This is a genomic window from Thalassotalea litorea (genome assembly GCF_005843925.1).
Lineage (GTDB): Bacteria > Pseudomonadota > Gammaproteobacteria > Enterobacterales > Alteromonadaceae > Thalassotalea_A > Thalassotalea_A litorea_A.
The window spans coordinates 134,218-158,713 of sequence record NZ_VCBC01000003.1; the positions used below are offsets into that span (position 1 = coordinate 134,218).

At 43.4% G+C, this 24,496-nt stretch carries 19 protein-coding genes; 10 read left to right on the plus strand and 9 right to left on the minus strand.

The window, feature by feature from the left end:
* Positions 1-93 precede the first annotated feature (93 nt).
* Positions 94-1,050, minus strand: a complete 957-nt coding sequence (locus FE810_RS02520; protein WP_138318459.1) for a L,D-transpeptidase family protein — start codon at positions 1,048-1,050, stop codon at positions 94-96.
* 140 nt (positions 1,051-1,190) lie between these two features.
* Here FE810_RS02520 and FE810_RS02525 point away from each other — a divergent pair, with 140 nt between their 5' ends.
* The 6 genes from FE810_RS02525 (at position 1,191) to FE810_RS02545 (ending at position 6,810) form a co-directional block, all read left to right on the plus strand.
* A complete protein-coding gene (locus FE810_RS02525; protein ID WP_138318460.1) occupies positions 1,191-1,958 on the plus strand; it encodes a class II aldolase/adducin family protein in 768 nt (255 codons plus the stop codon).
* Between the two features lie 29 nt (positions 1,959-1,987).
* Positions 1,988-3,163 (plus strand): mandelate racemase/muconate lactonizing enzyme family protein, encoded by a 1,176-nt coding sequence (locus FE810_RS02530; protein ID WP_138318461.1) that lies wholly within the window; start codon positions 1,988-1,990, stop codon positions 3,161-3,163.
* A 10-nt stretch (positions 3,164-3,173) separates the two neighbouring features.
* On the plus strand, positions 3,174-3,314 hold the full coding sequence (locus tag FE810_RS17040) for a hypothetical protein (protein WP_171022223.1): 141 nt from the start codon (positions 3,174-3,176) through the stop codon (positions 3,312-3,314).
* A gap of 222 nt (positions 3,315-3,536) precedes the next feature.
* Positions 3,537-5,642, plus strand: coding sequence for a hypothetical protein (locus tag FE810_RS02535; protein ID WP_138318462.1), 2,106 nt, complete (start codon positions 3,537-3,539; stop codon positions 5,640-5,642).
* A gap of 262 nt (positions 5,643-5,904) precedes the next feature.
* Complete coding sequence (locus FE810_RS02540) at positions 5,905-6,306, plus strand: hypothetical protein (protein WP_138318463.1); 402 nt, start codon at positions 5,905-5,907, stop codon at positions 6,304-6,306.
* 90 nt (positions 6,307-6,396) lie between these two features.
* The gene (locus FE810_RS02545) at positions 6,397-6,810 is read left to right on the plus strand and encodes a hypothetical protein (protein WP_138318464.1); all 414 of its coding nucleotides are present in this window, start codon (positions 6,397-6,399) and stop codon (positions 6,808-6,810) included.
* 687 nt (positions 6,811-7,497) lie between these two features.
* Here FE810_RS02545 and FE810_RS02550 read toward each other — a convergent pair.
* The 5 genes from FE810_RS02550 to FE810_RS02570 all read right to left on the minus strand — a co-directional run bounded on the left by FE810_RS02550 (position 7,498) and on the right by FE810_RS02570 (position 13,165).
* Positions 7,498-8,373, minus strand: coding sequence for an amidohydrolase family protein (locus tag FE810_RS02550; RefSeq protein WP_138318465.1), 876 nt, complete (start codon positions 8,371-8,373; stop codon positions 7,498-7,500).
* A gap of 15 nt (positions 8,374-8,388) precedes the next feature.
* Positions 8,389-9,150 (minus strand): SDR family NAD(P)-dependent oxidoreductase, encoded by a 762-nt coding sequence (locus tag FE810_RS02555; RefSeq protein WP_138318466.1) that lies wholly within the window; start codon positions 9,148-9,150, stop codon positions 8,389-8,391.
* Entirely contained in the window at positions 9,143-9,973 is an 831-nt protein-coding gene (locus FE810_RS02560) for an NRDE family protein (RefSeq protein WP_138318467.1), read from the minus strand. The genes FE810_RS02555 and FE810_RS02560 overlap by 8 nt, the downstream gene beginning before the upstream one ends.
* Positions 9,974-9,988: 15 nt before the next feature.
* Positions 9,989-11,212, minus strand: coding sequence for a threonine/serine exporter family protein (locus FE810_RS02565; protein ID WP_138318468.1), 1,224 nt, complete (start codon positions 11,210-11,212; stop codon positions 9,989-9,991).
* 138 nt (positions 11,213-11,350) lie between these two features.
* A complete protein-coding gene (locus FE810_RS02570) occupies positions 11,351-13,165 on the minus strand; it encodes a DUF885 domain-containing protein (protein WP_138318469.1) in 1,815 nt (604 codons plus the stop codon).
* Between the two features lie 171 nt (positions 13,166-13,336).
* Here FE810_RS02570 and FE810_RS02575 point away from each other — a divergent pair, with 171 nt between their 5' ends.
* Positions 13,337-13,759: a DUF3010 family protein gene (locus FE810_RS02575; protein WP_138318470.1), complete on the plus strand. Its 423-nt coding sequence runs from the start codon at positions 13,337-13,339 to the stop codon at positions 13,757-13,759.
* Positions 13,760-13,858: 99 nt separating this feature from the next.
* Here FE810_RS02575 and FE810_RS02580 read toward each other — a convergent pair whose 3' ends face one another.
* The 3 genes from FE810_RS02580 to FE810_RS02590 form a co-directional block, all read right to left on the minus strand.
* Positions 13,859-15,688 carry a DUF885 domain-containing protein gene (locus FE810_RS02580; protein WP_138318684.1) on the minus strand — a complete coding sequence of 610 codons (1,830 nt, stop codon included), beginning with the start codon at positions 15,686-15,688 and terminating at the stop codon, positions 13,859-13,861.
* A 161-nt stretch (positions 15,689-15,849) separates the two neighbouring features.
* Positions 15,850-16,740 carry a prenyltransferase gene (locus tag FE810_RS02585; RefSeq protein ID WP_171022225.1) on the minus strand — a complete coding sequence of 297 codons (891 nt, stop codon included), beginning with the start codon at positions 16,738-16,740 and terminating at the stop codon, positions 15,850-15,852.
* A gap of 376 nt (positions 16,741-17,116) precedes the next feature.
* The gene (locus tag FE810_RS02590; protein WP_138318472.1) at positions 17,117-19,306 is read right to left on the minus strand and encodes a TonB-dependent hemoglobin/transferrin/lactoferrin family receptor; all 2,190 of its coding nucleotides are present in this window, start codon (positions 19,304-19,306) and stop codon (positions 17,117-17,119) included.
* Between the two features lie 185 nt (positions 19,307-19,491).
* Here FE810_RS02590 and FE810_RS02595 point away from each other — a divergent pair, with 185 nt between their 5' ends.
* The 3 genes from FE810_RS02595 to cobN are packed head-to-tail and all read left to right on the plus strand — an operon-like array spanning position 19,492 to position 24,400.
* Entirely contained in the window at positions 19,492-20,022 is a 531-nt protein-coding gene (locus FE810_RS02595; protein WP_138318473.1) for a MotA/TolQ/ExbB proton channel family protein, read from the plus strand.
* An 11-nt stretch (positions 20,023-20,033) separates the two neighbouring features.
* A complete protein-coding gene (locus FE810_RS02600; protein ID WP_138318474.1) occupies positions 20,034-20,387 on the plus strand; it encodes a DUF2149 domain-containing protein in 354 nt (117 codons plus the stop codon).
* On the plus strand, positions 20,387-24,400 hold the full coding sequence (gene cobN, locus FE810_RS02605; protein ID WP_138318475.1) for a cobaltochelatase subunit CobN: 4,014 nt from the start codon (positions 20,387-20,389) through the stop codon (positions 24,398-24,400). Before FE810_RS02600 ends, cobN begins: the two co-directional genes overlap by 1 nt.
* Positions 24,401-24,496 lie beyond the last annotated feature (96 nt).

Here is a 24,496-nt window from a genome sequence, read left to right on the forward strand (position 1 = left end):
CACTAAGATAGACACTATGGATTGATAACAAAAACCGGCTAAATAGCCGGTTTTTTTAATGCCTGTGTATTCTGGCTTGCTTTTTACGTTGTGCTACAGGGTTTCGGCTTGTTCAACCTTAGGTGCGTCTTCTTCATTCGCGTAGCTACCCGGAGAAACCTGCATGGGTATGCCTTTAGGCGCTTTAATGTAGTTTTCTAGCAGTTCCAGTAAATGCGGGTCATTACCCAGGAAATTCCTGACGCCTTCTGAAAAAGGCAACAGACTTGGCTGTTGATGATTTTCCAGTGATAACGGTGAATGCACTTCAATGAGTCGCATATCCGGGGCTTGGTAAGTCATCTTAATTGGCTGGTCGATAATTTTTACCTGGGTTCCCAGATCGACCTCATTAAAGAGCCATTCAATATCTTTGGGATACATACGAATACAGCCTGAACTTACCCGCATGCCAATACCAAACCTTTGGTTGGTACCATGGATTAAGTAGACACTTTGACCAAGGCGCAGGGCATGATCACCGAGTGGATTATCCGGCCCTGCAGGAATGACTTTTGCCATCGGCTTACCATGTTCTCGTTCATATTCTTCGCGCTTATCTTGGGTTGGATACCAATCCGGTTTATGGCGTTTTTCACTCACCGAAGAAATCAGGGTAGGTGTTGAATCACCAATCTTGCCGATGCCAACAGGAAATACATGAACTTTATTGCTGTCTTCAGGGAAGTAATACAAGCGCAGCTCAGACAGATTTATGACAATGCCTTTTCGTTCAGCATAGGGCAAAATCATCTGTGAAGGGATGGTTAAAATCATGCCGGGCTTTAATCGAGTAGGATCAATGCCAGGATTTGATTCCATCAAAGCCAAAAATCCAATATCATATTGCTCGGCAATCTTTTGAAAATAATCACCTTTTTTCACTGTGTGGTAGGTCACGCTACCGATTAACCGGCTCTTCTGATCATCCAGAGTATATTCTTTGGCGAAGAGAGAAAATGTGGGGGAGGTTATTAACAGCGAAACAAGAAAAAGTACTGCATTTTTCAATAGTTGCTATCCATAGTACGACAAAATCTGAAATGCTAGTGTACTCTGAGTGATTTTTAATTTCCAGTCAGTGTAAGTACAGATAAAAATGTCGATACAATTATATATACTTAACGCACATTGGCCATTGAGGATACGTGGTGTTTGATTTACCAGTAAGAAGTTTAAAAGGGCAGGTTAGCGACGTTGAGTGGCAAACTCGTGTTGATTTGGCCGCCTGTTATCAGTTAGTCGCGCACTTTGGTTGGGACGATTTAATCTATACCCACATCTCAGCGCGGATCCCGGATACGGATCATTATCTGCTTAACGCATTTGGTGTCGCCTTTGATGAGGTCTGTGCTTCGAACCTGGTAAAAATTGATATCGACGGCAAGATTCTCGATGACGGCCCATTTCAAATTAATCCCGCGGGTTTTACTATCCATAGCGCAATTCATGAAGTTCGCCATGATGCCGGCTGTGTGCTGCACTTACACACTATTCCAACCATTGCGGTGGCGAGTCAGCCCCAAGGATTATTGCCGTTAAGTCAATATTCAATGTTTTCCATAGCGTCAATGAGCTATCACGAATATGAAGGCCTGGCGGTAAACCCAGCTGAGAAAAAGCGGCTTCAGGATAATCTTGGCGCCAATAACCATTTATTGCTAAGAAACCACGGGGCGTTAACGCTTGGGACAACCATAGGCGATGCGTTTATGCGCATGTATGACTTAAACCGAGCCTGTGAAATCCAACTGTCCATGCAGGCGAGTGGCGTTGATAACCTCACGGTCGGAAAACCCATTATCGATAATATTACTGCCCAGGCGAAGATCGTACATACCGGCACCACCGGCGGCCAGAAGGCTTGGCCAGCGATGCTGAGAAAAGCCTACAGAATCAACCCTGACTTTGTGAAATAAGCTCTCCAATCTTTGAAACAGGAATAAAAATGAAAATTACCCGCGTTGAAATTTTTGATATTCATTGCCCAAAACGCGATGTCTGGAATCCGGTGTTTGTTCGTATTCATACCGATGAAGGCATCAGTGGCGTTGGTGAAGCCGGTCTGGCTTACGATCTTGGACATAGCGCAGCAGCGCATATGATCAAAGAAATCGCCGAAGCCATGTTGATTGGCTTAGACCCGTTTCAAACCGAATTATTATGGTCGCGGATGCTTAGGGAAAGTTTCTGGGCCTTAGGCGGTGGACCTGTGATCTATGCGGCAATGAGCGCCATCGATACCGCCCTTTGGGATATCAAGGGTAAAGCCTTAAATGTTCCGGTATATCAATTACTCGGTGGTAAGGTAAATGACAAGCTGCGCACCTATGCCAGTCAGTTACAGTTTGACTGGGACAAAGACATAAATCGGTTGAATGATCCGGCCGATTACGCCCGTGCAGCTGAGAAAGCCTTAAAAGATGGTTATGATGCCGTCAAGGTAGATCCAATCATGTACGACATGCATGGCGTGACCCATTTCGATCGCACCAAGATTTTTACCAACCCAGAGCTTAAATTGTTTCGTGCCCGTCTTGGGGCAATTCGCGATGCCATGGGGGATGATGGCGATATCATCTTTGAATGTCATAGTCTGCTTGGCGCGACCACCGCGATCCAATTGGGCGATATGGTGGAAGAGTTCCGCTGTATGTATTACGAAGAGCCGGTGAATTATTTGAATTCCGACCTTCATAAGAAAGTCGCAGATAAGGTCAATGTGCCAATTGCTGGCGGCGAGCGTTTGTATAATCGCTGGGGCATTAAACCTTATATGCAAGATCAGTCCATCGATGTTTTACAACCCGATATTGGCTTATGTGGTGGATTTACCGAAACCAAGAAAGTGTGTGACTATGCGGATACGTTTGATGTACGAATTCAGGCCCATGTTTGTGGCGGCCCGGTTGCAACCGCCGCATCGTTGCATTTAGAAACCGCATTGCCGAATTTCCTGATCCACGAGCATCATACTTATGCGATTAAAGACTGGAACCGTGAACTTTGTATACAGGACCCACAACCTGTTAACGGTTATTTCCAGGTTAGCGAAGCGCCGGGTCTAGGCATCGAGCTAAACGACAGTGTGGTTTACCGTTCACCGCATATGGAAGTGAAATAGGTGTAACTCAATGAAAGAATTATCAATATGGTGGAAGGGAGTTCCATCTCAGCAAAAGTCTGGCTTGATAGTTCTCGCTGCATTTTGTGCGGGAGCACTGATTATGATGTTTGCAATCGAAATCGGTCAGGCTATCGCTAAATTGCTTTAAATCGATGGCGGCTTTGCTTCCATCGGTTGAGCTCACAACGAGCAAGAAACACTCACTTCACAAGAATATCATAGGGTTGCTTACTCAAAGCAGGCATTTAATCTAAAGCTACGAGTAAGCTAAACTTATATTGTGTTCGCTTCAGATAAAAGGTAGTTTAAACAGTGGGTTAGCCCCACACGTTAAGGGCTAGATGTTGGGTTTTCATGGAAAGATATAAAAATGAAGAAGTTAACATTACTGTTAGTACTAATTATTACCTTAGTAATTTACATATCCCTAAATAAAAGCACAGAATCAACCAATTATGATGTTGATGTCAAAGATATTCACCCTGCTTTGAGTGACAAAGATTCCATCGAGGTTTTTCCATTTAGTAACAAAAAATTCGCATCACAAAAGCTCAAAGAATTAACAATTGCAAATGCTCAATGTAAAGAGCGGAAATTGGATTTCAACACCCAAGTTAACAATATACATCAGATATTAATACAAGCGCTGGAACATGAGTTGAGAAATGGAAAAACAAGGCGTGATCTACTTGCATATTCCAATCAATATAAACCTTTTTATGACAGCTATGATGATTTACTTCTTCAAGCAAAGATAAATCTAGAAAAAGAAAAATACGACTTCACCACTTCCGTTGATATTTTAAATGAATGGAATGGCCTATCAGTAATCAATAATTTTTCCGTTATAAACATTCCTATTATTGTCCTAGGGTTACAAGCTTTTGAAGGCGACTCTAATGGATTAAGTATGGGCTTAGTGTTAGACAATGAAGTTAGTAAATCAGACGTTTTCGCCTTGCTTGAGAACGATGAAAACTTCAATACATACTTAGAATCACCTCTTGAAATAAATGGTAGTCGCGTTTTATCACCATCTATATTGTTCGCTCTAACTGGCGGCAGCCTCAATGTTGAAGAGTTCAAACAAGCAGTATCATTGAGAAATTTTAACGTAAACGATGTTGCTATCGCAGTTATGAATGATTTGCCATATGAATATTTAGAGGTTCTTATCGCGCAAGCGGTGTCAATTGAGGACATGCCTATAATCGCACAAGGTCGCTATGATTCAAATGCTAATTTAGCTGACTTTGCAGCCTCAGCTCACAACGTAAAGCTTCTTCAACTATTGGAAACATATGGTGTTCATCCTACAAATGAATTGGGAATAATTACAGGCTTAGATATAGCCATAATGAACTTGCCTGATGACGTTGATGTTTATGCTAATGCAGAGAGTTTTCCTGACAAATATTTGGAGACTATTAATTACCTCATTGAAAAGGGCTATAAAGCTCATGGTTCACGGTATCAAATGGATAATGAAGCCTTTACTTTTTTTAAAGCTCCTGCGAATAAAAGAAACTTTCAAAGTTCGAAAGCATTAATTCCTGAACTCAAAAAAGCTTTGCATCGAATAGACCTAGCAGATAGCAGTAATCGGGTTATTCAGATTTTGCCCGATGATTCGTTGGTATCTAAGGCGATCGAATCTATGGAACTCAAAAAGGCGGTTTTGAGTAATAAATCAAAGTCTTGTGAATCAATTCAAAAGGAGTTATTGGCTGAAGAAGGGTTTCTTGATCATCGTGAAACTTATGATCTGATAACACGTATTGCACAAGATGACGACAATACTGCTCAAAGGTTGCATGATATTGATCCTACTCTTGTTAATCTATGGCGGGATACTCGGCAATTTAGCCCTAATGGAAGCCGAGAAACGCGTAGTGATTTCATTACTATGCTAGGAGAAGATAAGCTTCAAGAAGCGTTTGATTACAGTTCTTCGACCCCACTAACTGAATTCGAAACAGATCGTTTGTTGCTTTCATTATTACGGAGTACTGAAAATATTATACCTATTTGGAACGCCAGATCAGTTCCTACACCGCCATCGGGCTTGCTGGCATTTAAACACATACCTTTTGAAAAATGGGAATCTTTAGAAGTTGAAAAGTTCGACTTCTCTATCAAAGATAAGTTTGGAAATGATCTTTTTGTGCCTGCGGCTTTAAATTCTCAAGAGGCGGTACAGCTATTGTTAGATTTGGGTTTAAAACCAGAAATGGATAAATTGGGCCTAGATGTATTAGATCTTTTATTAGAAGACAGTTATGAGAATGGCAGCCTTAATAAGAGCTTGAGGCTGATTGTTCCTGAAGTGGAGGAGCTCGAACCAAGTCATTATTCAAGAATTGCCAGATTAAAAAAACACTTTCCTGAGGAATATGAGAAGCTAATACAAATAAGCAACCAAATGCTAGTTTCAGATGAATACGATATGAACAAATTTAGATCAAGGCTTTATTAGTTAGATTAACCTGCGGATATATCTTTAAGTCGTTTCTAGCGAAATTACTAGACTTGGTTTTTAACAAGAGCTTGAACGTCCGCAAATGATTTGACAAAGCAAAGAAAATGCTTGGCCATGGGATGAAAAGCGGTCAGATTTTTATCGATGGGTACAACCTATTTTGAACGAAAATGGCTTGCTAAAACCAGAGAATAAAGGGCCAAAGATTTGAATCATATGGGCGATAAACAGCGTCACGTCAATTTATGAGTAAAGGGTTATGAAACATCTATCTATAGCGGTTATCTTGACTATTTTGTTCGTCTTTATTCTGACCTTTGCGGTAACTTTTATAGATTCTAGAGGCACTGACTTTTCTTTTATTAGCTACTCATTTTTTGTTGCGGGATTATCAACTACTGTCTGTGCAATTGTTATCGTTGTTTGGGCGTTTCCAGTACATTTTCTACTAAATAAATATAAAAAATTCAATTTAGGTTGGTACTGTCTAGCAGCAATCATTCCTGCTTTTGTTTTTATTTATGCCTTCAAGCCATTTGGAAATGATTCTAGTTTTTATCTTTTATTTCAGGCGTTATATTGCAGTTTTATCGGGGCTCTTGCAGCTTGTGTATTTTGGTGTTTTTCGGTCTACCGTGTACGGATGATTGCTCGGTCTTGAGTCAAACTTGTTACCCTCTGTTGACGTCACTGGTGGAAAAGCCTAATGTCGGGTAAGAGCGAAAAGCAGAAGCAAAAATCCGAGATTTAAATGGATATAATAAGATTAATTTCCAAACTTCCCATACTTAAACAAGCATACCAGATAAAACTTTCACCCTATGAATTAACGGGCGAAAACCTTATCACTCGAAAGGTGTTAACTATCAAACGTAGCTCCACGCACCCTAGAAGCTTAGCTGGCGACTTCTTTGACCTTGAAAAAGATATTAAACAGGTTATGCAAGGCTTAGCTTTTAGAAGCTGGGTTAAACCATCGGTATTGATTTGTCTCGAAGGCCTTGATGAAGGTGGGTACACTAACATCGAAAAGACAGGTATTAAGGAAGCCACTATGGGGGCTGGAGCCATGGATGTTTATTTAGCTGAGCAGCCAATCGATTATTCCACTGCTTACGAGGTTCTTGTAAAAGGAAATGACATTAACCCAAAAAGCAAAGATTAAACGCCCGCAGAATTACAGGTATTGAGCTAGTAATCATACTTTCAATTCTAGGCATAGTAGTAAGTTATCTCAAAGGATTTGGAATCATTTGAAGCTTATATTAGCCTGTTGCTAACAGGCTGTTCCTGGCTGTGAGTTCAATCGATGGACGCAACACACTCATTAAATCGTTCAGTCTTATGGTGATAGATTCCCTGTAGTGTCAGGGAATGACGCGAGGCGGGGTTGCTTTTCACTCGAAACAGCGTGTACTCGGAGCTGATGACATCAGCGTACTCGAAGTGACGATTTCCGTCACGTTCTCGAAGTATCGCTTGCGATACGTACTGCTCTTATTGGCACTTTTGAGACATTCGGCTTAGGCTAAGATTCCCTGTAGTGTCAGGGAATGACTCAGATTTTTGTGGCTTTTACCAACGTTTCATAAAATGAAACGTTATCCACCCAATGCGTTTTCGCGTTATCCCGCCATTACGATTTTTCGGAATCTCCACCCAAAGAAACGTGTTTGTTTCTCCGCCTTGAGGGAATTTCAATTCCCACCAATGGCACTTCAGATATACCGGCTGTTGTCTAAGATACCGTGTAGTATCACGGCATGACGCTTTTTAATTGCTTTTTCTGAGACCTGAAACCTGCCACCTGTTCACTTGAGGGGATTTCAATTCCCGCCTGAAATAACTGCTCTTAAAGCCTATAAATCCGTTTGGCGTTGTCATGGCCCAATGCTTGAAAACTCTCAGGAGACAGACCTAATTCATCACGATAACCCAACCAGAGCGTGTCATAGGGCATCGCCAGTAAATTAATTGGAAAGTTGCTGGCCAGCATTAATCTCTCTTCAGCATATAAGTTTCTTAATTTGTGTACGAGCCAGCGAGCATGTCCCCAACTCCAGCGCGGGTTTTGCATTTCCATCCCAGAAATTTTTAACGCGATGTTTTCCTGATCAGAAAAATAGTGCATGGCGGCACGCCATTTGGCGTATTCAGAAAGTGCAGGCCACTGACTAAAATCGCGCAGAATTCCTGAGTGATTGATACAGATTTGGAGATTGGGATAGTTGCTGGCAAGTTCCGCCAGTCGTATTGCACTATCCAAATCACAACAATCTAATTGTGCTTCGAAAATGAGTTTATGCTCGGCAAGTAAAGCGAGATTGTCTGCAAAATTTGGGTCATGAAGCAGCGTATCACCTTGCGCATCAATAATATGTCTGACACCGACAAAGCTCTTGTATGTGCGTAGCGTTTCTAAAGATTGATTAAATTCAACTTTGGTTAAATCAGCGCAAGCGATGGCTTTAAATGGAGGCAATTGCAATTGCTCTAAAAAATCCAATTCTTTTTCCGGGTGTTGATTATCAAACCCAGCCTCAATATGCACCAACCCTTGTAATTCCATGGCATCTGAGAGCGTTAAATCCGCGGCGGAAAAGCTTTTTTGTAGCGCGTCTTTATTGGGCCAAATCGGTGGGTTTTCTGGCTTTAACCAGTGATAGTGACCATTTTCATAATCGAAAAAATGAAGGTGCGGGTCGATGATTTTAGTTGTTTCATTCATGCGGATACTATTCGCTTAACGGCTGGTGTAGCCACCATCTATGACTTGTAATGAACCTGTGATAAAACTGCCTTGCTCGCTTGCTAAAAACAACGCGTAACTTGCGACTTCCTCGGGTTGTCCGAGGCGGCCAAGAGGCTGCAGAGCTTCTTCTTCTCGATGTACGCTTTGTTTGTCAGCACCAGAACGCGCGCAATAGGCATCAATGGCTTTATGGTACAAAGGCGTTTCAATGGTCCCAGGGCATATAGCATTGGTGCGAATATTAAATTGAGCATAATCCAAGGCGGTGGTTTTTGCCATGGAGGCTAATGCATGTTTGCTCAGGTTATAAGCAAAGGAGTTGTTTTTGGCGATCAATGCCTGTTCCGATGCAATATAAAGCACGACACCATCATTTTGTTTTTTCATTGCAGGTATGACCGCCTGAGTTGCCGCAAATGCGCCTTTGACATTAAGGGCGATGATTTGGTCGAAAACCGCCTCGCTGGTGTTTTCAATATTGGCGGAGAGGTGACGGCCCGCATTTGAAATAAGCACATCGACACGGGATGTTTGAGCAATGATATTGGCGATAGATTTTTGAACCTGGGCAAAATCACTGACATCACAGTTGACGTATTCTCCGCGCTCCGTACCTGTCTTATTACTGTGAATAGGAGGTTGAATATCGAGATTAAAGACTCGATAACCCGCCTGGCTAAAGCCGACAACAATTGCAGCACCGATACCGGATGAGCCGCCGGTTATGATACAAACTTTGTCTTGGTTACTCATGGTGATTTGCCTTGTCGGTTAAATGGAATTCCTGGACGTTTTGTGCGTTTCCCTGCTCATCATACGATAACTCATACAGGCTTGCACCGCCTGCCCTATGAGTGAAGAACAAGGTAGTTGAGCGAGTGCCATAGCTTTCAGACTGAATAAAAATGCTTGAGAGCAAGCGCTCCCATTCAATGCCAACACCGGTATCGGGCAATAACTCATCCGGTGCCTGTGTCTGATCCTGCATGATCTTGAACAACTCGTATGGATCTAACGCCTGATGTTGATTGACGATGGCTTCTAAGGCTTTTTCGCCCTTGGTCATTTTTGGCCATTTATCATTTAAATTACCATTACAGATTGCATGAAAACCATCTTCCAGGCGTTGTTGACGTAATTCCGTCGCATTAAAGCAGAATATCGCAGGTTCGGAAATATCTTTGCGCTGATAAATTAAGTTAAAGGGGTTGTATGCGCTGCTATTGACTAACAGCCAATCGAGATCAATATCATTGTCGGGCGCAAGAGCCATAGAAACCAATTCTCCGCGAGAACGCATCGATTTATCTTTATTTTGTTCAACCGCTCGGCGATTACGAATATTGGTCAGGGCACTAAAGTGAATGCCTTTCTCGGTATCACCTGATTGTTGGGCGACGCCAAACCAGGTACCACCAGCTTGCATGTCTTTGCCTGCGGTAATTTGCCAATCGTCTACGGTTTTTGACCAATGATGCATTGTCTTCGTTGCACGTTGATAAAATTCATCACGATTTGCACAGACAATCAATGGATGGTCTGGATGTTGATTGATCGCGATAAATAAAATGCACATAATTGGTCAGCCTTTTTACAACGAGGAGCGCGGGCGGATTGCTACATTCGCAAAGATTAATCCCGCGACCAACGCCATAAAAATTAAAAAGGTTTGCGAGCCGATTTGATTCATCTGCACAATAACACTGCCGGATATAATTGAATTGAGGCCAATATAAACTTTTGAACCGGGCACCAATACCACCAGCCCCTGCAACATTACAATACTTGCCGGCGCTTTCATAAATCGAGCAAACAGGTTTGAATAAATGCCGATGGCAAAGGCGCCGAAAAAGGCACCCAAGGCAACACCGACATATGCACCACTCCATACGCTGGCACTATAGGCAATAAAGCCCGCTAAAACGCCCCAAAACGCATGTCGGGGACGAGCTTTAAATATCACCACCAGTGAAAGCGATAGGATCAATACGGCTATCCAGGCGGTCCATGTCGGCACTTGTTCGCTTAACATAAACTCGCCTTTTCCCCATAATAACGTGCCTAAAGCCATCCCTAGTACGCCGCCAAAATACAGCTTAAACAAGGTCATCATGGCATCCATGACTTTCGCAGTACCGGACATTAAATCCCGTTCAGCAAGCTCTGCCAGCCCCGTGGTCAGGGATAAACCGGGAATAAATACGATAATCGATGACAGGATCACTAAAGGTATATTGATTGCCGGGTCAATCAGGCTTATGGCGCTGGCGGCCATCGCCACCAGAATCGCGGTTAAGGGTTCCAAAGCATTGGCAATACTGTTTGAACGCTCGGACCAAAGCACCATCAGGTAAACCAGAAAGCCCAAAAGGGTGGACCAAAACACATCATGCCAACTGGTATGCATGAGTAAAGCAAAGGCGCCGGATGAAGCACCAAAGGCGAGAAAGGTCCAGAATTTATTGTATGGGGAAGGGCGCGCTGCGATATCTTGTAAACGCTCGATAGCCTCTGCGAGTGTGCGTTGACCAGAGGCGAGCTCTTCCACCAAATCATTGGTGCGAGCCAGTGCACTTAAATCGATATCTCCCGGGTTTACCCGAACCACATAATTGTATTCCTGTTGATCTTCGCTGTTGTACAACACGAATGTCAGTGCCGTAGGAGTAATGATAAAAGAACCTGGAACATCGAGAAATTTAGAGACATTTTTTAGATGATTTTCAAGGCGATACGAAGACGTACCGAATTTATGCAGTGATTTGCCTAGGGCAACAATGAAATGACGCTTTTGGGTGAATGAATCGGGTTTCACGTATCTTCCTGAACAACACAAAGTTAACCGCTTAGTAACGATAATTTTACCTTGGATTTCAGTAATAAGCGACAAACAAAAAAGCCTGACTTGTGTCAGGCTTTTAAACAATAGATTGGCTAACCTAAGGTTATTTCACTATTTATCTAACTCTCCAAGCATCATCTCACGGATGATAGGCACCGGAGAGCTGCCAAAGCTTAGGAACTTATTATGAAATTCAGTCAGGTCGAAATCATCGCCCATTTTCTCTTTCAGTTCTTCGCGTAAATCATAGATTTCCGAATAGCCAGTAAAATAGCTGGTTAGCTGTACCTGGGATAACGTCGCACGACGCCATTTACCACGGGCTTCCGCTTCTTCCTGGAATGCTTCATTCATCATCATATCCAGCGCTTCTTGTTCACCGATACCGTTCACCTGGATGGCATAGTCGATAATGGAATTCATAATCACTCGTAAGTTCCACTTGTAGTACATCAACCAAAGTTCCGGCTCGTTATCTCCATAGCCTTCTTCCAGCATCATGCGCTCGGTGTAAACCGCCCAGCCTTCAATCATGGCACCATTGCCAAAAATAGATTTCACTAGGGATTTTGACTTATTGCTGTGTACCAATTGAGTGTAATGCCCAGGAACGGCTTCATGAATATTGAGAATTTGCAGGATCCAGTGATTGTACTCACGTAAATAACTTTCTGCTTGCTCATCATTAAAATTATCTAATGGTGTGACATTGTAGTAAGTGTTTGCTTCCGCGTCATAAGGGCCAGGTGCATTGATCGAAGCCCCGGCAAAGCCACGCTGATATTCTGGCGTTTCACGAACCACTAATGGCTTGTCTTTATCCATTTCTATCAGGTTTTTCTCCATCACGAATTTTTCCAGCTCAGGGATCTGGGCTCGAATGGCATCGACAAATTCATCGCGTTTTACGTGTTTAACCGATAAATGATCGATAAGCTGTTTGGTGGCAACTAACATATCCTCTGGCATGTCGGTATCGGCAAAATATGTTGGCCAAAGCTGTTTGGTAATTTTCGCCATTTCAGCGTGTACGCGTTGCTTTTCGCGAACCGCTTTATCAAATAGCTGTTCGGCGGTCAGGCTGGAATAGATATCCAAAGCAAACTTCTGTTCGTATAGTTCACCGCCAATGCGAAAATCTTTGCCGGAATCGTTTTCCTTAAGCTCGCTTGCTTTATCCTGAAGCCAGCCAATATACCCTTCAATCGCTGCAGTGGATTGTTCAATGCGTGCGGTGAAGTCGGTTTTTTCCTGTTCGTTTAACCCGGATTCAGCAGCCGCAGCGGCAATTGCGCCAGAAAACAGACCCGCAGCGCCTTGGTTTTGCTGAATTGCAAGCTCAGTGTGGGTGAGTGTCGGGGTGGTGATATTGGCTTTTGCTGCATCATAATACGCTGGAATATTTTCCATGCGGCGATATATGGTACGCAAACGCTCGTCTTTGGCTTTGTAATCGGTGTTTAATATGACACCGAAAACACCGGCAACGTTATAACTTGCAGGGTTCCATTGGTAGGATTTTAATTTTTCCATGCTGAAAATTTGTGATTCCAGCTGGTTTTTCAAAATGAAAAAGTCACTAGCATTGCCCGCATCTAATTGCTTCGGATCAAAACCTTGTAAGGCAGCCAATTTCTCTTTGACCAATGCCAAATCACTTGCCATGGTTTGCGCATCCGGGACAGGCATCTGATCGTCATATTTGTAATAACCCACATATACGGCATAACCTGGGTTTAATTTCCAAAATTCATTGATCAGGTTTTCACTAAATTGAGCAAACTGCTGATTAACATCGGCTTGCTGAGGCTGCGCAGCGGCGGATTCTGACTTTTGAGTTTGTTGGGGCTTGTTGTTATCGCCACAGGCGGTCAATGTCGATCCAAGGGCGACAGATACTGTGAGTGCAAGTAAGTGCTTTTTCATTATTTTCTCTAATTTTGTTTTAAGCGGTTCTACGTTAATACGTTAGCTTAGCTCGATGCAAGTTGAAATACGACGAAAGTCGGATAATTTAAGGTCAGTTTATTCTATTTTTTTGATATACTTGCGCCAATGATGCCAATCTTAATTGGTATAAAAATTTAAGGAGCTTCCATGAAAGTTTGTGGTGTAGAGATCAAAGGGGATGATGCAATTATCTGTGTCATGAACTTTGAAAACCAACTATTTGACTTACCCCATATTCGCGTACCCAAAGTGGCTTTAGAGCGCGGCACGGACACCGAAAACATTCGCAAATTCCAATTTACCTTTGCTAAATTGATGGCGGATTATGCGGTTGAAACGGTAGTCATAAAAGAACGTATGACCAAGGGCAAGTTTGCTGGTGGATCACAAGGCTTTAAAATTGAAGCGGCGATCCAGTTGATTGAAGCACTAAAAGTTGAATTAGTGCGCCCAGCGGATATCAAAGAAAAACTGAAAAAAAGTCAGGTCGAAATTGATTATCGCGATACTGGATTAAAACAATTTCAACAGGGTGCGTTTGAAACGGTATTTACTTACTTTAATCCTTAAAAATAAGATGTTAGGTTTCAGGTTTCAGGTTTCAGGCTTAAGTTAATGCGGTAATAAGAGAAGGGCAAGATTCATTCTTGCCCTTTTTTGTGGTCGAAATTATTTTTGGGTCGCAACCCAAGCCATAATTTTCTTTTCTAAAATTGGCATCGGCAGAGCTCCATCAATTAATACTTGCGTATGGAATTTACGGACATCAAATTTCTCTCCAAGTTCGGCTTGCGCCTGATTGCGTAAATCTCGGATCGCTCGCTGGCCGGTTTTGTAGGCTAGCGCCTGACCTGGAATGGAGATATAACGTTCAACCTCAGCTTCAATATCTGACATGGCTAACGAGGAGTTTTGCGCCATAAAGTCGATTGCCTGTTCACGGGTCCAGCCAAACGCATGTAAGCCAGTATCCACGACTAAGCGCATGGCTCGTAATTGCTCATCCGACAGACGACCATACCATTGATAGGGGTCAGAAAATAAACCTAGCTCCTTTCCTAAACTTTCAGCATATAAAGCCCAGCCTTCTGAAAATACTGTGTAGCCGCCAAATTTACGGAACATCGGCAAGTCTTTGACTTCCTGTTGAATGGTGATTTGGAAGTGATGTCCTGGAGAGGCTTCATGAATGCTCAGTGTTTCTAAAATAAAATTAGGCTGTGCTTTTAAATTATGGGTATTAATGTAAAAAATACCCGGGCGAGAACCATCTGGTGCCGGAGATTGATAACTGGCACCGGCGCTAGAGGCAGCTCGGAATGCTTCTACAGCACGAACCTCATAATCTGCTTTTGGAAAAACCTCGAACAGTTTCGGTAAACGCTGATTAATATCGTCTTTGATATCCATATACGCGGCGACCACTTCTTCTTCCGAATCCCAGTAAAACTGTTCATCTTCTTGTAAAAACTTAAAGAAGGCTTTCAAATCGCCATCAAATTCAACCTGGGCTTTGACCTTATTCATCTCTGCCAGAATGCGAGCAACTTCCTGCTGACCAAATTCATGTAATTCTTCAGCGGTTAGTGGCAATGTCGTATTGGTTTCAATTTGATACTCATACCAGGCTTTACCATCGGGCAATTCAGATAAGCCAACGCTTGCACGGGCCTTTGGTAAATACTCGGTTTCGATGAATTGATAAAACTTATCATAGGTAGGCACCAAGGTATTGAGGATCATGTCTTGGTATTGCTCTGTGACTTGTTGCTTTTGTTCATCACTTAGTTCCGAGTTATCGCTAAGCATGGTCACTGGGCCATAAAATACGCTGTCTTTGGCGTCCTTTACAACATGCACAGATAACTGCGGAAGAATTTTCTCAACGATAGGCGTAGGCAGTACCACACCTTTTTCCATACCTTCACGCATCGCAACAATCACGCTGTCCATATAAGCGGAAAATCCATCGGTACGAGAGATAAAGTTTTGGTAATCCAGATAGGTGTTAAATGGTTGTGCGCTTTGACCAGAGCCTAACGTGGCATACATATTGTGAATACCATACATCTGATTTAGCGGGATCAGGTAAGATGGGAAATCATAGCCTTTGATCTCTAATTCACGATCTCGCTTAAAAATTTGATAACTCAACAAATCCTGACCGGTTAGTGCAGACTCATCAATGGCATTGATTTTATCTAAATATTTCTGCTCTAACGCCAGGCTTTGCGCCAGGCTTTCTTCGCTGATAGGTGCACTGAATTTATCATTGTATTCATTCATACCAACAAACGTCGCGTAAACCGGCGACAAGGCCATAGATTCTTCAAAGTAGGATTGGAAGAGTGCCTGAGCCTGCTGCTGTGGGCTCGCGACTGCGCTTACCTGTGCGTCTTTGCTTGCCTGAGCTTCTTTGTTTGCGTGGGTATCCTGTGTTGCATTATTGCAACCGGCTAACGCTGTAACTAGTGCCAATGCTAAAAATGTCTTTTTCATCATAACCTTGTCTTTATTAGATGTTGAACCAGGAACCCTGGTATAAATTATCAATGAGATACGGGCATTGTAACGCAACCACAGAATTTTGTTAGGGGCGAATCTGTTTTAGCGATTTGGGCTGTAAAGTATTGTTTAACGATATCCGCCGGAAGGAATTTCTAACTGAGCAGCAAACTTGTCGCGATGATCACGGGAACTAATAGGGTGATTATGGTGTTTACCGCTAAATAAAGTGGCTTGTCTCCCAGGCTTTTGCCATATTTTTTACAGCCATAAAAGCAATAAATACCAGCCGAAAGCGGAAGCAGGGCAATTGCTGTCAGAGGTGGCAGCGACTTGCTGATAATTGCAATCAGCAACGTCAATGCGGCTAGTATGGCGAACAAAGAATAAACCTTAGTGGCAGTGACAACGCCATAGCGGATTGCCATATGATTACGACCTACTTGTTGGTCAGCATCGATATCGGGAAACTGATTTAAAAGAAGTAGGTTGTTGGTCAGAAAAAACACCACGAAACCTGCAAATAACGACCCTGAGGTATGCATCCCCGACAGGGCGAAATGACAACCTGTTACCATGATAGTACCAAAGCCTAAGCCCGGCGCAATTAAACAGGCCAGTGCTGATTTATTTAACCAACGGGTGTAGGCGAGGATCAAAAAAATCCCCAAAATACCATAAACAAAAATGATGGGGCCACGAACGTAATAAAAAAACACACCGATTGTGATGGTCACCAATAGTGATAATAGCGCGACATATAACACCCAGTTTTTCATTTCTGGCGCTTCAATCAAGGCACCGCTGCCACCACTGAATGCTGTGCGTTTTGTCATGGCGTCCAGACCGCTGGTAAAATCTAAGTACTCGTTTAATGCATTGACGCTGATCTGGGCGAACAAGCCACCAAGTAAAGCCAATATCAACACCACATAATTCAGGTTTGTTTGTTCATAGATCACTAAGCTGGATGCAAGGAACACGCAAACCGGCGCCAGAACCAGAAAGGGCAAACGAATGGATTTTAGCAGCGTGGATATCATCATATTCAACCTTAACGTGGTTCCCTTTGTCATGGCCGCTTTAAGCGTTAGACAGTACGATTTTTATCAGAGTCATAATCTAAAGGTAGCAAAGAATAGGATTTTCAATGGCTTAAATTGGAAAGGGAAGGTTTCATGCTTTGGCTTAAGCCTAAGCATGAGGATGCAGCAAAAGGTGTTACGGATAGTTAAGTGTGATCTTGAATCTCTTGGGTGAGCAATATAAGCGAAAGGCGATTTTTTCCTTTGGGTAAATTCCGCCAAAAGCTGAAATTTACAAGGATTGCCTTCGCACCGTATCGCACAGTGTCGCACTATGGAAGTGGTGAAACGCTTTTGTTTCACCACATTTTTAGCACTTAGTCCGTTTTAATTTCGGTTAAAACTGATACATAACATTTGCCGCAAATCCACGGCCTGGCTCCGTAAAACCTTGTAAGTCAGAATCCGACGCGTGCCCGGCAACATTCACAAAACGGATATACTCTTTATCAAGCAAGTTGCTGGCGAGAACATTTAATGTCATTGCATCATTAACCTGATAATTTAGCGACCAGTCCAGTGAGCCATAACCTGCGATTTCGGATTCGCCGTCATCAACTTTGGTCATGCGATCTGCCCAATTTAAGGTCAGCTGACTGGAAAGGTCGTGGTAATCAAAATTAACACCGACAACACCGGATAACGGACTAATAGTATTGATATATTCATCCGTCGTATCGTCTTTCCCATCCTGATAAGAGGCATTAGCAAAAATACTAAAGCGATTGTTTATTGCGTAATCTAAGGCAAGTTCAGCCCCTTTAATCGTTACCGAATCAATGTTCTGATACTGGAAGGTATCGTGCTGATAAGCGAAACTGCCATCCTCATTAAACACGGTTTGAGAATCGATTAACTGAGTCGCTAAGAACTGATCGTATTCGGTATAGTAAATCGCTGCATTGATGATCAGGTCGCCAACATGGCCACGAACACCAACCTCAAAACTATCACTCTCTTCCGGTGATAAATCATCACTTGGGACAATTTCGTAAATGTAAGTAGACGCCGCCTGGTTGTAGTGCTCGATGTAAGCCAGATCATAGGCCGGAACTTTAAATCCCTGGCCATATTGCGCAAAGGCTGAAAGCAGGTCATTTACTTTGTATAGCGCACCTAAATTGAATGATGTTTGGCTTTCATCAATTTTGGCAAATTCTTCACCATTGGTTTTCAATGCACCATTGGGGTCCATATTGTATTGGTCAAAACGAACACCCGGAGTAATAAGAAAATCACCGCTCAATAGGCTGATTTCATCATTAAAAAAGACACCTAAACGATTGATATCATTGGTTGGAAACTTATTGGTTACATCATCTTTAGTGCTTACTCCGGCAACCTCGCGGTATTCGTGTTGAGTACGCATGCTTTTAGTTGTTTCATAGTCCAGGCCGTAGCCGAGAGTATGCGTCTTATTCAGTGCCAGCGTTGCGTTTGACAAGAAGCCGGTGGTTTCTTGTTTATAAAAACCAGTTTTCCACATATCTCGAAGTTCAACGGTGCCAAAAATCGGTGCGTTAATATCGAGTTGCCCGTATTCTTCATCGCTTTGCTCGGCAGAATTGTCATAAAACGAGATATTCAGAGAGTCAAAAAATGGCGTTTTACTGGTGCTGGTGTACTGCAATTTATAAGCTGTGGATTGTTTTTCGGTGGTGGTGTTTTCCGTGACGATGTTATAGCCATAATCCGCAAGACCACGAAAATAGAATAATAAGCCATCGGCGCTATCACCTTTCACGTCCTGTTTGTAATAGTCGACAATCAGGTTTAATGCATTACTACGATTGATGTTCCATTTTGCTTTGTATAAGCCACTGGTCGATTCAATTGTGAAAGGCGCATTGGAACCTTCGAAATTCTGTTGTTCCTCACCATCACGAACGCTTGCATTGAGTAAGTGTTCAACACTGCCCGTTTGCAACGCTAAAGTACCGGCAATGCCTGTTTGCGCACTGTGATCTGAGTATTCTAATTTTACTCGGCCGCCAACGCGCTCACCATCACTAAGGTAGTCACTAGCATCTTTGGTGGTGAAAACCACGATGCCTCCAAGAGCGTCAGATCCATAAAGCGACGATGCCGCCCCTTTTGCCACTTCTACTTGTTTTAATGTGTCGGTATCAATAAAGCCGCGACCTACGATGTCATTTTGACCATTGGCGCCGTAACCTTCGTTCATGCGCATGCCATCTTTGATCATTAATATACGGTCTGAACCCATGCCCCGCACCAGAATATTCTGCGCACCTCCAACGCCACCAGTTACCTGAATGGATGGGTCGTATTTGAAGATTTCATTGAGATCGGTAACGACTTGATTGTCGATGGTTTGTGAATCGATTACTGAGATACTACCGGCAACATCCTGCAACGCCTTTGGCGTTTTACTTCCACTTACCACAATGGTTTCGATGAGGTCCGTTACGGGACCCGGTTGTTGTTCGTCTGCCAATGCTGCAGGCGATAGCAAAAATTGTCCGGCAATAGCCGTGCTTAACAGTGTTTTTTTACAGCGATACATAGCATTTCCTTGTTATTGGAATGAGCGAGCTTAGCCAACGTACTTATTAGCTTGGAAAAATTGCTTTTTATTATTATCGGGGTAAATGCAATTGTAAAGCTAAATGATAATAATTATTATTTGCATTGAGATCGTGTTTGAGGTTCGCTATAGTTCGCTCATAAATTTAATAAGGAAACAAACTTGTGTTTATTCAATCTATCGAACAATTAATGGCCCAGATGTCAGAACTGCTGATGACGCCGGTTATCATTGCCATTGTCCTGCTGCTTTTTTATGCGTTATATGCTCTGGGGCGATTTTTCAGCCAGCTGATTCAGCGTCGCAACAATGTGTTGATATTTACCCGTCAATTAAATAGCGAACAGCCACAGGGTGTTGCTGGTTTCCCGATATACAACTATTTCGTAGAAAATCCAGACGCAAGCCAGGATGAATTGGAAGTGTTTGCCTTGAAAAAGCTGGAAACTCTACGAATTGTGACCCGCATTGCACCAATGCTGGGTTTGATTGCCACGATGATCCCGATGGGACCCGCATTACAAGCGTTAGCTGACGGCAATATTCAAGGGATCAGTGAGAATTTGATCATTGCCTTTGCTGCGGTTATCTGGGGATTGGTTATTTCTTCGATTACGTTTTGGCCGGCTTCGGTAAAAAAACGCTGGTGTGCGAATGAGTTGATTGCCATCACCAAACTTAAAAAGCAAAGCTAAGTAGGTATCCCATGCGATTTCTCGATGAAGATGAAGAATTAAACCCAATTGTGAGTGCAGTTAACCTGGTAGATGTATTTTTGGTGATTATTGCGGCGCTATTGATTGCTCTGGCGCAAAATCCCATCAGTGTTTTCAGTGCCGAAAACGTCACGGTAATTAAAAATGCCGGTGAGCCGAACATGGAAGTGATTGTTAAAGAAGGTAAGGAAATCAAACAGTATAAATCTACCGGTGACATTGGTTCTGGTGAAGGGTTGCGAGCTGGTGTCGCGTACAAAATGGCGGATGGTAGCTTTGTATATGTTCCAGAGGGAGAAGCCGTTGAACAAGGCAATGCCACTACTGGCGGAGGACAACCATAATGTTTAAGCGCCTAGCGACAGCACTGTTTTCGGTGCTAATGGTGTTAAGTGCACCGCTGAATGCAGCCGAACAAAAAGCCAAAGACGTATTGTTAATCATGTCGTCTCACGCATCGAAGCCTAAAGGTGAACTATTAGCTTTACTGGCAAAAGATCAGGCTTTTAATCTTGATATTTATTCCACCAAAGGCAAAAGCGAAGAAGACGTAAAAGCGCGCTGGCAATCCGCTGATTTGATTATGCTCGATGGTATTAATCCGGCATTATCGGCGTTTATGTTTGGCAAATACCAAGCGTATTTGCAGGAATTTGCTAACGTTCCGGTTATCTCGTTAGGGGATTTGGATAACGACAAACAAAATCAGGGGCTATCGACAGAGCAAAAGCAAACCCTGGGCAGCTACTATAAAAATGCTGGACGTGACAACTATGCCAATATGATGGATTACCTGAGTGTTGACGTTTTTAGCCTAAGCGATAAAACCGTTGCCGCACCACGAGTTACTCCCAATGTAGGCCTGTACCATTATGACTTTCCAGGCGCTGTCACTGCCGATGAAAATGCATTTTTTCAATTTTTAGCTGCTGCTGATAAACAACCCATTGTTGCTATTGGTATGCATCGCTCTGTGGTTGACTACGAGCAAACGCAAATCGTTGATGCCATCATCAAAGGGTTAGAAGCAAAAGGTGCAAAAGCATTAGGTTATTTTTTCGAAGGTAACGACGAAGCACTTAACTACACCGATTTATTGCAAGACGAACAACAGCAAACCCGTGTTGATTTGTTGATTAACTACCGTTCGTTACATTATGTCGATAAACGTCGAGGAGAATTTGAAAAACTTGGCGTTCCGATTATTCACGCATTGAATTATAACGATGGTGATGAGCAATCATTCAATGAAAATCACACCGGAGTTTCGCCTTCTTTAACGCCATTCTTTTTGGTGATGCCAGAAGATACCGGAAGTACCGATCCTACGATTATTGCGGCGAATGCCAACGGCGAGAAAGTGATTATGCAGGATCAGCTAAACGCATTAGTCGAGCGCGCGTATAACCACGCCAATCTTGCTCATATTGCCGAGGCGGATAAGAAAGTAGCCACCTTTATCTGGAACTACCCTCCGGGTGAGAAAAATATTGGCGCGGCATTCTTAGACGTGCCGTCATCGATTGAACAAATTGCTATGGCGATGAAAGCCGGTGGTTATCAGGTCAATGTGAAAGATAATGAAACCTTGATTGCACAAGCAGGATTGTTACTGCGCCCTTACTATCGCAATGAAGATTCTTCGGCTCTAATCGATAAAGGCTTAGCAGATTACCTACCACTTAACACCTATTTGGCATGGTTCAATTCCTTACCTGAAAACGTCCAACAACCCATTGTAGAGCGTTGGGGTAACCCTGGCGATTCAAATATGGTAACCGAGGTTAACGGTGAAAAGATGTTTGTGATCCCGCGCATGGAACTGGGTAACATGATAGTGCTGCCTCAGGGCGTTCGTGGTGAAAACCCCGATGAGCATGCCAGCTTATATCACTCAACCAAAACCCCAGTAACTCACGGCTATCTGGCCATTTATCTATATGTTCGCGAAGTGTTTGATGCCGATGCCTATATCCACCTGGGTACTCATGGTTCACAGGAATGGCTAACCGGTAAAGAACGCGGTTTATCGGTTTGGGATGCGCCCAATTTAGCCATTGGTAATTTGCCGGTATTCTACCCGTACATTATCGACAATGTTGGTGAAGCCATGCAGGCGAAACGTCGCGGTCGTGCGACGATGATTTCTCATTTAACCCCAGGTTTTGCCAAAGCTGGCCTTTACGCTGATGTCGCTAAATTAAATGAGTTGATCACCAACTATATGATGCTAGAGCAGGGGCAGACCCGCGCTAACACCGAACAATCAATTAAAGACTTAGCGACTGAGCTATCCCTGTTTAAGGATCTCGGCGTAGATCCAAATGCTGAAGGCTTTGTGCTTGATGATGCGATTGCTAAGATGCAGGATCACTTAAACGATATGGCTCAGCAAAGCCAGCCGCTTGGGGTTCATACCTTTGGTTTATTGCCAAAAGAAGCGCATCTATTCAGCACCATCATTCAAATGCTGGGTGATGATTTTGCTGAGCGCGCCGCCGCCTATGAAAAAGCTAATTCCCTGGCAGTCGCTGAAGAAAATCGTCTTGATGAACGTCAGGTCGTTAACCTTGAAGCGCTGGATGGTTTCCAGTTGTTAAAGCGGCATTTGCTGGACAATAAAGCCGACGTAAGTTTATTGCCTGCAGCGCCAGATACAGCTCTCGCTGCCGATCTGGAACTGGCAGAAAACTACTGGCATAACTTTGACAATATCGCCGAAATCAGCAATCTATTGTTGGCGCTTGATGCCGGTTATATCGGCGTAAGCCACGGTGGCGATCCCATTCGAAATCCGGATGCTGCGCCAACTGGCCGTAACCTGATTGGCTTTAACCCGGCGAAAGTGCCTTCCAAAGAAGCCTATCAAGCCGGTGTTAAATTGATGGATCAAACTATCGAAGATTACTATGGCAAACATGGCAAATACCCGGACAAACTGGCGTTTTCTTTGTGGTCACTGGAAACCATGCGCCACCAGGGAGCATTGGAAGCACAAATTCTTCATGCCATGGGGGTAAAACCCGTGTGGAATCGCGCCGGTAATGTCTCTGGCATCGAAGTGATCCCATACTCTGAGTTGGGCCGACCGCGTGTTGATGTGGTGATTTCTGCAACGGGTTTATATCGTGATGCATTCCCGAATGTGATGATTTTTCTGGCCAAAGCTATTGATGAAATCGGTAAGCTAAAGGAAGAGAATAACTTCGTTTATCGTCATGCTAACGCTTTGAAAAAAGAACTTTTAGATTCAGGTAAATCAATTGAAGACGCGGAATATTTATCGACCTTGCGTATCTTTTCTAATGAGACCGGAAACTATGGTACCGGCCTTGCAGGCGCATCACTGGATTCCGATAGCTGGGAAGACGATAGCAAACTGGCGAATTTGTATTTAGACCGAATGGGCTATGCCTTTGGTAAAGACGAATCTCGCTGGAGCGAAAATGTCACCAGCGACAATCTTTACGCCAAAGTTCTGTCTGGCACAGATGGCGTGGTTTTCTCCCGTTCCACCAACCTGTATGCCTTAATGACCAACGATGACCCGTTCCAGTACTTTGGCGGTATCGGTCTTGCGGTACGTCATCTCGATGGCGAAACGCCTGAAATGTACGTGTCTAATTTGCGTCGTAAAGACAATGTGAAAGCGCAAACCATGGAAGCCTTCCTGAATCAGGAAATGCGTAGCCGTTATTTTCACCCGCGCTGGATCCAGGCCATGCAGGGATCAGGTTATGCTGGCGCCACTGCCATTCTTGATCGGATGAATAATATGTGGGGTTGGGAAGTAATGACACCGGATGCTGTTCGTGATGACCATTGGCAGGAATTCTTTGAAGTTTATGTCAATGATAAGTATGAACTGGATATGCGGGAATTCTTTGAACAGCACAATGCAGAAACCCTGGCGCAAATGCTGGAGCGCATGCTCGAAGCGGTTCGCAAAGGCTATTGGGACGCAGATAAGCAGACGCTGCAAACTATGGTAGAAACCTATACCGAACTGGCGACGGAATTTGACGTGGCCACCGATAATGAAAAATTCAAAGAGTTTATGGATAACACCGCTGCAGGCTTTGGTTTAACGCCACTGACGCAGGCACTCGCTGAAGCGTTAGCGCAGGTTCCACCCATTGCCGCTGCAGAGCCGCAAATGGAGCAGGTCACAGGTCAAAAACTTGAACAAACGGAAGTGGTTGAACACGAGACCGATTACCGTGGTTTGTACTTGTTACTCTTGGTTATTCTCTTAGGATTTATCAGTAACTACCTGCAACGCCCGCCGAGTGCGCCTGCTCGCTTACCAAAGGAAGGCAATAAAGTAGCGCAGACGAAAGAAAAACTCGCTGCCTGATGACAACATTGAATCATCAGGGTTTCAATGCCGGCTTTTGCCGGCATTTTTTATCATCAAGTGGCTACATACCCTGACAGATTCGCAGATGCTGGC